The sequence below is a fragment of the Paenibacillus taichungensis genome, from assembly GCF_050994985.1.
Classification (GTDB): domain Bacteria; phylum Bacillota; class Bacilli; order Paenibacillales; family Paenibacillaceae; genus Paenibacillus; species Paenibacillus taichungensis.
In genome coordinates this window covers 2,031,123-2,045,508 of sequence record NZ_CP194720.1, presented here as the reverse complement: position 1 = coordinate 2,045,508, position 14,386 = coordinate 2,031,123, and the positions used below count along the sequence as shown (strand labels likewise).

Sequence of the window (14,386 nt, the reverse complement as noted above, 5' to 3'; positions counted from 1 at the left end):
TACGCTCAGAATCCGATATTTTCGAATGAAATCATTTTTCCTTATGCAATCACTTTAGTTGAATCTTGAAAACATCTCCCGCTTCACCACCAAAGACGATAAAACCACCTTTGGGAAGCAGCGTTGATTGTTGATTCGTTGCTTTTGAAAATTGAAGCACTTCACCTTTATCGTTATATACCGCATAACCTCCGCTCTCCGGAGAATCCACCGTTAACGTTTTGTTCGCTGAGCGGGAATCGATGGCATACCACCGAGCTTGACCGTTGGACGGGATGGTGGTGATGCCTGTTTTCCCACCGAAGATTGGTGTAATGGCTTCCTCCGCAATATACTCCTGTCCATCCTGAGTTAAGTACTCCGCTTCGTTCTTCGTACGGAAATGCAGATCAAAAGCATCTCTTCCGTTCATCACTGGAATCTGTGCGACATTCTCTGCATTGTCAGGATCAACAATTTGTGTGCCATTCGCATAACCGTTCTCCACATCTACGGTCAGGTTTTTGATCAGCATCGATGGAACCAGATAGAAGATCGACGTTATCTTTTCATCCAGCGCGTAATATTTCGAGCCGTTTCTAGCCTCCCATTTCTTTTTCGATGCTGTATCTAGCGAATTATTTTCCAATTTTTGATAATCATATGTGTTCATCACCGTTTGGCCTAGTCCAGGCAGCGTGATATTCGCTTGAACTTTAAAATATACCTTGTCGTTGCTTTCTTTCTCGAAGCTGACCTTCACACTTCCATCGTTACTCGTAAATTTCCCTTCACCCGTGTACACGTAATTCTGCTCCGGGATAAGTCCTCCCTGCATAGCCGGAAGTGCGATCTCACCATTCTTAACCTCTATATCAAGGGTTGAACCTACCGTACCATAGAGGCCGGAATACGCCGTCAATTCCGTGGGCATCTTTGTTTTGACAGGTGGTGAGAATGTCCGATCGGGCTCTATCTCGTCGATGATGCCTTGATCCGCAAGAACCTCCAGGAGAACTTTAGTGGCAAACATCTGATTATAGATAGAAGACCCGCCCGAAGATAGGACCGCCATTGATATATCATGTTCCGGTATAGTGATTAACGAGGCGTGATACAACATGGTGTCTCCACCTTTGGCAAGTGCAGTAATGCCATAATCGCTGAACGGTGCAAGTGCTACAGCATCCCATCCAAGACCATAGTTGAAGGTATTTCTCTCTTCGGACACCCATATTCCCCGACGATATTCATGATTTTGCATGGACTCTGCTGCTGATTTGGACAGAATGTCCGGTTTGTTTCCTATCAACACTTCAGCGAATTGGCTTAATTCTTCTGCAGTCGAGTAGATTCCACCTGTACCGAGGATATTAGCATTTTCGACAGGCAGTTTCGTTTCAATTGTAGGCCAATACGTCTCGGATAATCGTTCTCTATCAAAAGAATCAAGCGGTGTCTTGGTTGCTTGCAGCTGTAATGGCTCACTGATGAACTTGGCAATAAATTCGCTGTAGCTCAATCCACTCACACGTTCAACCAATATCTCAAGCAACTGAAAGCCATCATTGCTATAGACGGAATAGGCTCCCGGGTTTGATTTCAATTTCTCTGACTTTAATTTGAGTAGTAATTCATCATGATTGCGGGTATCGGTATCGTCAAATAACATACTGTTTCCATAATGGGTACCATAAAGCCCAGAGGAATGGTTCATGAGCATTCGCGGGGTTATTTGGGTATACCGTGCATCTGTCATTTCAAAATCTTTAATATAGGAAGTGAGGGGCTGATCCAGATCCACTTTACCGGAATCCACCAGCATCATGGTGGCAGCCGTGACAACCACTTTGCTAACGGAACCTATTCCAAACATGGTATCCTTGTCGACTGGTGTTTTGGATGCTTTGTCCTGGAATCCAACACTGTCGGACAAAATGATCTTCCCTTCATCCATGATCGCATATTGTAAACCTGTGACACCATAATTCTGCACCATCTCTGTGGCGAGTCGCCCAGCCTGATCTTCAATTGCTCCCATCTTGTTCGTCTCTGCACTGACATCTGTCATCGGAATGACTACAAGTACAGCCGTACATAGCATACTGATTAGTTTCTTCATTATAATAACTTCCTCCCTTATGATACTGCTCATATAATTACATTCATCATATCGGAGAAGAAGCAAATAGAACGATAACGAACCCTGAATGGAAAAAAACAATCCCCGAACGGTATGTTCAGAGACTGTTCATGTCAAAAGGAAGAACGACCATGTTATTAAATGTCCGATGATGATTCTCGATACTCATATGTCCGCCATACTTGTCGCACATTCTCGATATATTGGTTAAGCCGATCCCATGGAACTCGGGATTGGGCTTCTCACTCTTAAAGTGAGTCAATTTTTGCTCCACATGATTTAGAATCTGGATTACAAGTGCAGACGCCGTGGAGTGAATTGCAACCAGGATATACCTGTCTTCAGCATGTCTAACTTTCTTGGAAGCTTCGATGGCATTATCCAACATATTGCCGAGCACAACGCACAGATCATAACGATCGATATGGAGATGTTGTGAATGGAGTTGAATACGGGTGTCGAATTTGATCCCATTTGCCTGCCCCACGGCGATGGTATTTGTAACAAGGGCATCGATAACAAGATTGCCGGAGTTCACCCGCTGGTACGCTCCTTCAATCTTATTCAATGTGAGTTGAATATGCTCACCTGCGGCATCAAGCTTGTTTTGCTTGATACACTCTTCAATGTACAGGAACTGCTGATTGGTATCATGGATGATGCTTTTCACGTTTTTGAAACTGTGCACTGTTTTCTCATAGTTGGCATCCTGATAGTCCATCTGACGCTGTAGTTGAACATTTTCATGTGCGAGCTGAACCTTTTCTACCATATTATCGAATAGATAAACAATGAACACATTAAGAAAAAGGGAGCCTAATACGGAAACGACATAATATATGTTTTTTTCACTATAAGTTGAGGCCACATTGATCTGATAGATCGTAATGGTAGGTACGATCAGAAACAAGAAATAATAACGATAATGCATAGCGAAACTTCTCCGCTTGGCTATCAAACGCACAATCTGGATCACAATGAACATGATACCGCAACCAAGCAGCATCACTTTGGAGAACACCCAGTGATAATCCACGTTGAAATGATCCCATATGCTGTAATCCGTGGAATCAATCGCACTCATAATATATACGGCAATGTAATTTACCGTTGTGAGCAGTACTGCATAGAGGATGGTAAATGCAATTTTTTTGATGAATTCCACCTCATAGGATTGTGCCAGGCTGAAGATGAATAACAAAGCAAAAGCGGACGAAACGACAGGTGAAAATGAAGATACCAAATAGAAATACCCCAGTACAACAAATACAATGAAATAGATCGCTCTGTATGGTTTTCGTTTGGACTTGCCCAGCACGGAATTGAAATAAAAATTCACCTGGAATGCCATAAGTAAAGGAACGACGAAGACGGACAAGATTACATACATATCCATATCACTGAATCCTCATGATCATATATTTGGTATAAGCATCCTTGACTTCCTTGACTTTGGAGCGGCCTATCGGCAATTCCGTACCATTTAACATGACGACTTGGGTACCCGCAAACTTCTGAACATGCATCAGGTTGATGATAATCGAGCGATGAATTTGCAAGAAACCATGATCTTTCAAGGCGGTGGCATAACCGGATAAGATGCCTTTGCTCTCATGCGAATTTTCCTGAGTCACAAATTTTAATTTGTTCTTGATCGTCAAACTCTTCATGACCTCAATCCAGAGAATATCATCGTATTTCAATAGAAGCTCTTCATAATCTGACTTAATCAGTACATACTTTTTGTCCAGCGCTTTAAAATATTGGCACAGCTTAATCATCTTCTCCTCGAAGATATCCGGCAGGATTGGTTTGATCAGATATTGAAAAGTAACCACATCAAAACTATCAACCATATACTCGGGGTAGCTGGTCAGAAACATGATTTGCACATCCAGATACTTCATATTCCTGATTTCTTGGGCTGTCTGGATTCCGTTCATTCCGCTCATTTCCACATCCATAATGAGGATATGAAACGTGTCTCCCACGTTTTTATAATGTGAGACGAGCTGCTCTCCGGATGCAAATAATGTAATTTGAAAATCAATATTCGTTTTTAGAGATAAGGAGATAAGCATCGTTTTCACAAGTTCTCTTTGTTTCTCCTCGTCATCACAGACTGCAACTTTGAACATGCTTGAACATCCGCCTTTCATCGACATCGACGCTGAATTTCACTCTCAAATATACTATTTTATCACAGGTTCAAGGGCGAAATTAAGATGAAACGCATGATTGAGACCCTAAAGCGCAACAAAGCCGATCAATTTTTCTCATTGATCGGCTTTTCTTGATATCTATTCCTACCCCATTCAAGCTCAATGCTTAAATACAGCGTTGTGTAAAATCATAACAATACTTTAAAATTAATGTTCTATTTAAGCTTACCAACCGCGGTTGGACATACGCTCTTCTGGAGCCAATTTAGAAATTTCAATTCCTTTCATTGGAGCACCCAAGTTTTTGGATACTTCGGCAATCAGTTTGTAATCCGTGTAATGTGTTGTAGCTTCAACGATTGCACGAGCGAATTTCTCAGGGCTATCTGATTTGAAAATACCTGATCCTACAAACACACCGTCTGCGCCCAGATGCATCATTAATGCTGCGTCTGCCGGAGTGGCTACACCACCTGCTGCAAAGTTAACGACAGGAAGTTTTCCATTTTCATGAACATCGCGCAGTAATTCATAAGCTACGCCCAGATTTTTTGCTTCAGCGTACAACTCATCCTTGGACATGTTTTTCACTTTGCGGATCTGGCTGTTAATCAGACGCATATGACGAACTGCCTCAACAATGTTACCCGTTCCAGGCTCGCCTTTTGTACGAATCATCGATGCACCCTCACCAATACGGCGAAGAGCTTCTCCCAAATCTTTGGCTCCACATACAAATGGTACAGTGAACTCATGTTTATCAATATGGAACACTTCGTCTGCAGGCGTAAGAACTTCACTTTCATCGAGATAGTCCACACCTAGAGATTCAAGCACTTTGGCTTCTATGTAATGACCGATACGCGCCTTGGCCATAACTGGAATAGATACAACCTTCATAACCTCTTCCACGATGGTTGGATCTGCCATACGAGCTACACCGCCAGCTGCGCGAATATCGGAAGGTACCCGCTCAAGAGCCATAACAGCTGTTGCCCCTGCCGCTTCAGCGATTTTAGCTTGCTCTGCATTCATGACGTCCATGATGACGCCGCCCTTTTGCATCTCAGCCATTCCTCTTTTTACACGATCTGTACCTGTTTGCATGATTGTATTCCTCCTAATTAAATTTATTGTTTCACTTCAACCTATGGTTTAGTATAAAATGAGAATGGACAACTAAAAAGATCCAATAATTTCGGTTTTTATTGTACCACTTCTAAATTATCCTCTGGAGGGCATATGCAATTTCATGTAGCTTACAGTTCATATTTGAACCGAAAATATACCAAGATGAAGGCTCTCTATCAAGCAATTCGTGATGCTATTCAAGAAGGTAACCTGGTGCATGGCGAGAAGTTACCATCTACACGAGAGTTAGCTGCGACGTATCACATTTCCCGCGGAACAGTGAATCAGGTGTATGATACGTTGACTGCTCAAGGTTATATTCATTCCGAGCATGGGAGAGGAACCTTTGTTGCTTATCAGTTGGATTTAAGCAATGATGCGTCCACCGAGAAAGCATGCACTCATCACTTATCAGCCTGGGGGAATCGTATTCAGCAGTTTGAACAGCACACAACTCAAAGGAATTCACATACCAATGCACAAACAAGTAATTCCAGAATAGAAAGCGACGAAGTTATTGATTTTAGCAAATACCAGCCTGATTTCTCCAAGTTCCCTTACGATGAATGGAACAATCGATTGTATGCTGAGATACGGCATCGGGAGCATCACATAGAAACAACCTCTGCTCTTGTTAGTTCAACAGGAGAGCCGAAATTGCGAGAAGCCATTGCTGCCTACCTTCGGCGGATGCGGGGGATTCAAGTCGATGCAGATCACATTGCAGTGACTGCCGGCTCTATGCAAGCTATAGCTCTACTCACTCAATTACTTGCAGATCCTGGGGATCATGTAGTGACGGAAAGTCCTTGTTATATCGGAATTTCACAAGCCATTTTGGCTGCGGGTGCAAATTTGATTGAAGCCAGTCTCGATGGTCAAGGCGTTGTACCCCAAAACTGGGATGCACGTATGTTGTTTGTCACGCCATCACGACAATTTCCAACCGGCGAAATGCTCAGCCTTGAACGCAGACAAACTTTGCTGGATTGGGCACATCGTCATGATGCTATGATTGTGGAGGATGATTATGATAGTGAATTCCGATATCGCGGAATGCATGTTGAACCACTGAAAACATTGGATAAAGCGGGACGCGTAATCTACCTTGGCAGCTTCACGAAAACCTTGCCTTTGGAAGTACGGCTTGGTTACGTGGTTCTCCCCCCACCTTGGCAGACACCTTTAGAAAAGCACAGGCATTATACGAGCCAAGACCTGTCAATCTGATCGAACAGCGGGCATTAGCAGCATTTATGACAAGCGGACAATATGAGCGTCATCTGCGTAGGATGAATCGTTTATACAGTCGCAAATTTCATCTGTTACTCAAACTTTTGAACCAACAACTCTCTACATGGTTTGATTGGGTAGAAAATGAAGCGGGGCTGCACGTGTTTGGCTGGTGGCGAGGTAATGCGTCCACTTATGAAGTCTTTCGGGCATCAGCTAGATCAGAAGGGGTTGTATACTCAGAAGTCAGCAGTTCAACGTCTGACGGTACGAAGTATGGTATCTATTTATCATTTGCACATTTGTCAGATGTTCAATTACAGGCAGGCGTATGCAAATTAATAAATGCCGTCACAGCTCCATTGTAAGGTACCCTCTCTCTCGTCTTTCAAAATCGGAACACCAAAAATCCCCTCTTTTGTACAGGAAGAGTCCACAATCATGGAATCTCTATTGACCTGTCCACCCTGAGGGGATTTTTTGACTAATGCGTAGGCTATGGTTGATGCATCGCACTTCTCATTTAATTATTTATTGAACGTAACTTTCTCCGAACCACCTTCAAGAATGATGGACATATCTCGAGGTTTTGTTTCCGCGATTTTGCGGCCACCTCTATACGAGTACAGTACACCAGCCTGTTTTCGAACAGCCTCGTATTCGTTCTCTGCTTCAAGAACGATGAAGTTGGCGGGTTTTCCTACTTCAATTCCGTATGCATCCTCAATATGCAACGTTCTTGCGCTGTTTTTCGTAATGAGGTCGACCGAATTAACGATTTGATCATAGCCCAGCAACTGCGAAGCATGAATACCCATGTGCAGTACTTGGAGCATGTTGCCCGTTCCAAGCGGATACCATGGATCAAAGATATCATCGTGACCGAAACATACGTTAAGACCAGCTTCCTGCAGCTCTTTGACGCGAGTCAGACCTCTTCTTTTTGGATACGTGTCGAAGCGTCCTTGCAGGTGAATGTTGACCAACGGATTGGAGACGAAATTGAGGTCAGCCATCTTCAGCAATCTGAACAATTTGTACGTATATGCGTCATTGTAAGACCCCATCGCCGTTGTGTGACTTGCCGTTGTGCGAGAGCCCAGACCGCGTTCGTAGGCTTCCTTGGCAACGACTTCTACGAATCGGGATTGCTCGTCATCGATCTCGTCGCAATGGATGTCGATCAGACGGTCGTATTTTTCGGCAAGGTCAAATGCAACCTTCATCGAATCAACGCCGTATTCTCTCGTGAATTCGAAGTGCGGAATGCCGCCGACCACGTCAACGCCCATTTTCAGTGACTCTTCCAGCAGTTCTGCACCGTTTGGATAGGAATGAATACCTTCCTGTGGGAAAGCCACAAGCTGGATGTCGATGTATGGTGCCATCTCTTCTTTTACTTCAAGCATCGCTTTGACTGCCGTCAAGCTTGGATCTGTAACGTCCACATGTGTCCGAACATGTTGGATCCCCTGCGCCATCTGCCATTTCAGTGCTGTTTTGGAGCGGGTTTTAACATCTTCATGTGTCAAGAATGCTTTGCGTTCCGACCAACGTTGGATGCCTTCAAATAGCGTTCCGCTCAAATTCCATTCCGGCTCGCCAGCCGTTAACGTTGTATCCAGATGGATGTGGGGTTCAATGAATGGTGGCAGTACAAGTGAACCGTTGACGTCAAGTATTTCCTCATTTGCAGTGGCTTGCAGCTCCTGCGTAATTTGTTCGAACTTTCCTTCCTTGACAAGGATATTCCATAGACCTTCTTTACCCCGCAATTTTGCGTTCTGTATAATCATTTATTTTCCCCTTTTCTTTGTTGGATTCTTTGTTAGGAACGATCAGCATCAACACGATGTAGGCCACCGCCGTACCGAGCAGTGCATTGAGTGGTGTTACTCCTGGAGCCAGCTGAGCAAACGCAACGCCGATGGCCCAAGCCACCATCGCTACCCAGTTTACAGTTTTGAAGCTCATCTCGGCAAACGGTTTATAGTTTCTGCGCTTCACGAAGAAGTAGTCCGCGATGATGATGGCCCCAATGGACGGTACCGCCGCGCCCAGCACATTCAGGAAGCTGACGAAATTGTTGTACATCCACATGGCAAATACTGTACCCACAATGCCGTTTACGATGACGAAGAACTTTTTCGAAATTTTAGTGATGTTGGCAAAACCCAATCCGGAGGCGTACAAGGCGTTATCGTTGGTTGTCCAGATATTCAGTCCAAGAACGATGATCGCGGGAATGAGCAAGCCTTGCAGGAACATGACCTCCGAGATATCTGCCAGGTTATATGCCATTGCACCAACTGCCCCGAACAGGAACATAAGCGAGTTCCCAAGGAAGAAGGCAATAACTGTTGCGGTAACCGCCTGCTTGGACGTCCGGGAAAATCGGGCAAAATCGGGCGTCAGCGTTCCGCCACTAATGAATGAACCGATACAAATGGTCAATGCTGCTGCCGCGGTGAGTGTCTCTGTCGGCGTGTAATCGAGCAATCCTTGCAAACCTCCCAGCGAGCCTGCACCTTCGAACATGGAGTAACCGCCGAGAATAGCAATAGCCGGAACCGCGATATAACCCAAGATGACGAGCGACTTCATACCGAAGATGGCAGATGCCGTCATAGCAAGACCAAACAGCAAGATTAACAGGTACACGTTCCAATCCATCGCTTTGGCAACCGGAATTGCGAACATAGCCACGCCTACCCCGAACCATCCGACCTGTGTAAAGCCAAGCAGGAACGATGGCAGGTACGATCCTTTCGCACCAAACGCATATTTAGCAAGTAAATGTGTGGAAAGACCCGTCTTGGCAGCGATATGTGCCAGTGCCCCTGTATAGATACCGAGCACCAAATTGCCAGCAAGCACGATGCCAATGAACTCCATAAACGTCAAACTGACTCCAAGCGTACCCCCTGCCAACATACTCGCCGAGAAGAAGGTGAAACCCAACATGACGGATAACGTCTTCCAAAAATGATTTCTCTGCGTTTTTGGCACCTCTTGCCATGAAAACTCTTGATCTTGTTTGCTCATCAGAATACCTCCAGCTTAAAGTGTATCTGATACCAAAAAAAAGCAGAAAAAAGAGGCTACTCGTCAAGTTACACACTGACAAGTAGCCTCTTTTTGCATCATAATCCGCGCGAAGACGCAGAGCATCCCTGTGGGGATATGCCCTGATTCACGCGTGATTATAAAATCCGCTGCCCTTGCCAGCCTCTCTGGACTGAATTAAAGGTACCAGTATTCAATTACATTTATTATTTTAGAAAACGCCACAGATGTCAATGTCATTATTATCCAATGGTCATAAATCCCTTCTAAGATAAGCTATTTTTATACCTATTTAACTTTTCAAATGAACTAAAATTTATTAATAAAATCAAAGACCACGTAGTTTCCTTCAGAAGGTCAACGTGATCTTTTATCATTATCTATACCTTAGGTATACTGCAGTCTGTCCTTGTACCAGACGTCGGGAATCATATCACGCTCCAGTTCCAACAATTCATGAATGATCTTGTCCGCGTCACTGATGGAATTCACGAGCGGATCGGTGAGCATCGCCCTTCTCAGCTTCTCGTAGCTCTGCTCCAGAACAGCTTCGACCGTCAGCTCATGTGTATCCAGTACAAGTTCTTGCATTCCTCTTACTCCACGCGGCATCTCGCCTACATGAACTGGCTTAACTCCATCCATTCCCACATCGCACAGCACTTCCAGGAACGAATCGGCATTCATATTGGTTACCGCGCCTTGATTAAGCGTATTGATGAAAAACTTCTTCCCCAAATTCCCTACCATGTTCTCAATGATATCAGTCGCATGGTCTGGGCCAAAGGTGCTCATGTAATCGGTAATCGGGATGTTCCCCTCAAGAAAGTCATCAACCTGACGCCACATTTCGTCGTGACGCTGATACCTGTCCTCTGTCTCCCAGATGGATAATGGCGGAATTGCGTCTGTAGTCTTGCCGAGACCTTGCCAATATCGAACGTATTCCTTCGTATGCGCCGTGCAAGTGGGGATGATTCCGAAAATATCATACAGTTCGTAGGTAATCGCATCATTAAAAATAGCTTTTGCTCCGCGATCACCGCCGTTGTTCTCATCACCTGCCATTTTGCGCATGGCTTCCGCGATTAGGGGCATCACATTTTTCCCTTCGAATTCCGCTTTAAGCAGCCAAGTGAAATGATTGACGCCAGCGATGCGGAAATCGAATTTCTGATCGATTTCATTGGTGAACTCGTCTGTCTTTTCGATGATTCCAGCTCTTACAGCGTAATAGGCTTTCTTATGCGGCATATGATGACTATCGCACAGGGCAAACGATTTTAGCTTCGGAGCATAGCGATGTAGTGCGATGCCATGAACGGTAGACGGATTAATATAATTAATTACCCAGGCATCAGAACATAGCTCTTCAATGTCTCTGGCGCATTCCATAATAACCGGAAGCTCTCTCATCGCCCTAAAGATTCCACCCGGGCCAATCGTATCGCCAGAACACATGCGAATGCCGTATTTTAGAGAGACTTGGCAGTCAATTCCCCGGTATTTGACTGATTGCTCTGCAAAGCTAAGCACAACGAAGTCCGCTCCCGGCAGCACTTGTCTTCGGTCTACCGAGCCCTCAATCTTTAAGGATACATTGTTTTCCCGGGCGACCCTCTCTGCAAGTGTTACCATTTTCGAGAGCCGCTCCTCGTCCGTATCCACTAAAGCCAAAGTTCCCTGGTTCAAGTATGGTGAGTGAACCATCTGCCAGATGGACTGACGACCGAAAAACAGGCTGCCCGCCCCAATAACAACTACCTTTGGATGTTGTGTGTTTGTAGCATTCATCAATAACCCTCCTCGTAACGATATAAATTCATTATAGGTGAGTGGGCTGGAATCGGAATGTGTGATAGTTTTCAAAACATGTCATATGGTACGATAGTTAACAAGAGATAAATCCTTTGCTAGATTATTAAAAAAATGAAGGATGTCATAAAGTGGAGGGGTGATGAGTTGGATCAGACGCATGCAGGAATAGTAAATATGAGTATAATGGACGAACTTTCGGAGTATATCACACTTCGCATGAGCTCTTATTTAGAACAAACTCACGACAGCAATTGGATGGAGCACAAGTCTCATTCCGATTATGATCTGTGGTTTATTACAGCAGGCTCCGTCCAGATCACCATCGATGGGATCGAACATATGGCGGACCCGGGTGACATTGTATTTTTTTATCCGGATATGCCCTATCTGGCTTCCACGACTGGAGAGCTGTGCCGATTTATATACATGCACTTTGATTTCAGCATTGCTGAGCAAAAGCGAATTCTGGGCGAGTTTCAACTGCCGGGCATTGTACCTGGCAACCTGGTTAGGGAGGAATCAACATTGTTCACCTCGTCCTATCTAAGGTTCAAGCAGGACAGCGGCGCTTCCGGAAGTCCGCTCTATTTGAAAGCTTCTCTGCTTCTCGTCATTGCAAAAATATTGGAGCTGCACGGGCAAGGTCTGTATAATGGTGAATTTCTAAAAGACCGAAAATCGAGGAAAACGGAAGGAAGTCTGGAGGTTCTGCAGAACGTATTCCCTTATGTGGATTCGAATCTGCATCGTGCCATCCGAGTTAACGAGCTTGCAGCCATTGCCGGTGTCTCTGAGAAATATTTTATTTCTTTGTTCAAGAAAATTCTGGGTATTACGCCGGGACAGTACATCAATCAAATCAAGATGAACCGGGCACGGGACTATCTGTATGAGAAAAAATATACGGTCCAGCAAATTGCCGGATTTCTGGGCTATCCCGATCCCTTCACCTTCTCCAAAGCATTTAAAAAATTTTACAACGTGCCTCCTTCCAAATTTGAATAGAGTGCCATAGCTAAACAAAGAGGCAACCGGTCTATGCCGGCTGCCTCCACATTTGGTTAGTCACTGGTTATTCATGCTTCAGGTGTAAGTCACTTCAGCGTTTCTCATAACGTAAATGGTGCTTCACTCGAATATATGTCATGGAAAAATCCCCTGTACGGTATATCCTCTTCCAGACATTTAATGAGATACAACACTTCTTCGTTATCTTCCGGTTCTTCACCAGTATGCTGCATTTCCTCCAATTGACCTAGGATATTCTCCAAAAGGGTAACTTGAATAAATAAAGGCAGCATCTCCAACATCGAATCTTCGATCTTGGTTTCGGAAGTATAACCAGCGAGGGCAGTTTCAAAATAATCATGCATGAACGCTTTGCGTTTACCGGCGTCAGGTTCGAATTGTATCCAGCCCACACCGTGTGTCCATAGATCTGCCAGATCATACATATACCAACCGAAGCAGGAATTATCAAAATCATACACCGTGATTTGACCGGTATCAAAATCGATTGAGTAATTCCCATCATTATAATCGAAATGGATCATCCCGAATGTTTCCTGGTTTGTATCCAAACCTTTTAAAGTATTCAGCAGTTCGACCATCTTCTCCTTAAGCAGCGAGAATGATTCAGGTATCAAGTTATTGATATATTCACCTTTGTAATTATCAAAAAAATGATGCCGGCGATGAACGGGTACATAGCTTTTGGATAGCTGATGCATTTTGCCCAAAACTTTGCCGCTATTATAATAGTATTCGGTAAGTGGAACACCTTCTCGGTACTGATAATTATTTTCTACCAGCAACTTTCCCTTGGCCTTGTTAAACAGGCTGACAAAAAACGTATGATGATTATAAGTGATTTCTTCTAACAGATGGCCCTTTTTCGAGTTGACTACATTCGAGACACTTGCCCCGTGTTCAAATAAATAACGGACATACTCCAGTTCGGCAATGTAATCTTCCCGCTTTCTGTCAGGCAAAAAAGACACTCGGAGTATGAGCGATTCACGCCCCTCTTGCTCACAGGTATAAACGACATTCCGCCCACCCTCATGAGGTGGAATAAGCTGAATGTTGTAACCCTCCAGATAAAACAGCTCGCATACCAATTCCAGTACGTGCGTATTGCTGATGTTAACAGCTTCGTTAAAGTTAATAATGATCTCCTCCAGTAAACATTGTCGGGACGATCTCCCGCAATGCAATGTCCACAAAAGGAATCTTTGTTACGCAAATATCCTTCTGTGAACCTAAAGCACAATCACCTTGTTAGTCATTTGAAATTCGCTCCTTTTTGTTCAGATGCACATATCTTATCCTATAATTCCAAATTATTCTATTACTTTTGTTAGCACTGCTTCCACGTAATAATACCGAATCAAAATATCTGGGTCGTCGTCATTGAACCATGAGTAAAAAAAGATTTGATGAAAAGTAAAAAAATGTGTCTATGTAAATGAAAAAAGATAATTCAGAGGAGATGTCACTTGGGATTGAATGCAGAACAAAAGAAAGACGACTATGAAACTTCCCATCCTTATTCCAATTCAGGTCTGGTTACTATCGATTTGGATTTCATATGATCGGGGTTATAACAGTAATTTGAGTATCTACCCCTCCATCAAGCACCATTCCCTCAAAATACTTTCCGGTCACATTCCCTGTAAATGTAATCATGACAACAGAATCATCCACGCTGTAATTCGAATGATTTCCAATGTTCACATGTACCGTGAACATTTCTTCTAATCTCACGCGTTACCACCTCCAGATTAAGTTAATTATAACTCTACTCCTTATTTTGTAGGTAGCGAGGAATTACATGAGGGATAGCATGACCGGC

The 14,386-nt window shown here is 44.0% G+C and carries 12 protein-coding genes; 3 read left to right on the top strand and 9 right to left on the bottom strand.

Annotated elements, in window-relative coordinates; genetic code table 11:
- Nucleotides 1–49: 49 nt before the first annotated feature.
- From ACR1R9_RS09460 to pdxS, 4 genes are all read right to left on the bottom strand, one after another.
- Entirely contained in the window at nt 50–2,101 is a 2,052-nt protein-coding gene (locus ACR1R9_RS09460; protein ID WP_433921238.1) for a serine hydrolase domain-containing protein, read from the bottom strand.
- A gap of 118 nt (nt 2,102–2,219) precedes the next feature.
- Nucleotides 2,220–3,518 carry an ATP-binding protein gene (locus ACR1R9_RS09455; protein WP_433921239.1) on the bottom strand — a complete coding sequence of 433 codons (1,299 nt, stop codon included), beginning with the start codon at nt 3,516–3,518 and terminating at the stop codon, nt 2,220–2,222.
- Between the two features lies 1 nt (nt 3,519).
- Nucleotides 3,520–4,260, bottom strand: a complete 741-nt coding sequence (locus ACR1R9_RS09450) for a LytR/AlgR family response regulator transcription factor (protein ID WP_076289277.1) — start codon at nt 4,258–4,260, stop codon at nt 3,520–3,522.
- Between the two features lie 249 nt (nt 4,261–4,509).
- Nucleotides 4,510–5,394, bottom strand: a complete 885-nt coding sequence (pdxS, locus tag ACR1R9_RS09445; protein ID WP_218642256.1) for a pyridoxal 5'-phosphate synthase lyase subunit PdxS — start codon at nt 5,392–5,394, stop codon at nt 4,510–4,512.
- Between the two features lie 162 nt (nt 5,395–5,556).
- Between pdxS and ACR1R9_RS09440 the strand changes: the two genes are divergently transcribed.
- Nucleotides 5,557–6,645 carry a PLP-dependent aminotransferase family protein gene (locus tag ACR1R9_RS09440; protein WP_433956434.1) on the top strand — a complete coding sequence of 363 codons (1,089 nt, stop codon included), beginning with the start codon at nt 5,557–5,559 and terminating at the stop codon, nt 6,643–6,645.
- Nucleotides 6,588–7,016, top strand: coding sequence for a hypothetical protein (locus ACR1R9_RS09435; protein WP_433956433.1), 429 nt, complete (start codon nt 6,588–6,590; stop codon nt 7,014–7,016). The genes ACR1R9_RS09440 and ACR1R9_RS09435 overlap by 58 nt, the downstream gene beginning before the upstream one ends.
- Nucleotides 7,017–7,175: 159 nt before the next feature.
- Here ACR1R9_RS09435 and ACR1R9_RS09430 read toward each other — a convergent pair whose 3' ends face one another.
- The 3 genes from ACR1R9_RS09430 to ACR1R9_RS09420 all read right to left on the bottom strand — a co-directional run bounded on the left by ACR1R9_RS09430 (nt 7,176) and on the right by ACR1R9_RS09420 (nt 11,508).
- Nucleotides 7,176–8,444: a cytosine deaminase gene (locus tag ACR1R9_RS09430; RefSeq protein ID WP_433921241.1), complete on the bottom strand. Its 1,269-nt coding sequence runs from the start codon at nt 8,442–8,444 to the stop codon at nt 7,176–7,178.
- Entirely contained in the window at nt 8,413–9,693 is a 1,281-nt protein-coding gene (gene codB, locus ACR1R9_RS09425; RefSeq protein WP_113054333.1) for a cytosine permease, read from the bottom strand. The genes ACR1R9_RS09430 and codB overlap by 32 nt, the downstream gene beginning before the upstream one ends.
- Nucleotides 9,694–10,101: 408 nt before the next feature.
- Nucleotides 10,102–11,508, bottom strand: coding sequence for a glycoside hydrolase family 4 (locus ACR1R9_RS09420; RefSeq protein WP_433921242.1), 1,407 nt, complete (start codon nt 11,506–11,508; stop codon nt 10,102–10,104).
- A 198-nt stretch (nt 11,509–11,706) separates the two neighbouring features.
- Here ACR1R9_RS09420 and ACR1R9_RS09415 point away from each other — a divergent pair, with 198 nt between their 5' ends.
- Nucleotides 11,707–12,537 (top strand): AraC family transcriptional regulator, encoded by an 831-nt coding sequence (locus ACR1R9_RS09415; protein ID WP_180287139.1) that lies wholly within the window; start codon nt 11,707–11,709, stop codon nt 12,535–12,537.
- Nucleotides 12,538–12,641: 104 nt separating this feature from the next.
- On the opposite strand, the gene ACR1R9_RS09410 is transcribed toward ACR1R9_RS09415, so the two are convergent.
- Entirely contained in the window at nt 12,642–13,652 is a 1,011-nt protein-coding gene (locus ACR1R9_RS09410; RefSeq protein ID WP_433956456.1) for a phosphotransferase enzyme family protein, read from the bottom strand.
- A 466-nt stretch (nt 13,653–14,118) separates the two neighbouring features.
- On the bottom strand, nt 14,119–14,298 hold the full coding sequence (locus tag ACR1R9_RS09405; RefSeq protein ID WP_180287116.1) for a hypothetical protein: 180 nt from the start codon (nt 14,296–14,298) through the stop codon (nt 14,119–14,121).
- Nucleotides 14,299–14,386 lie beyond the last annotated feature (88 nt).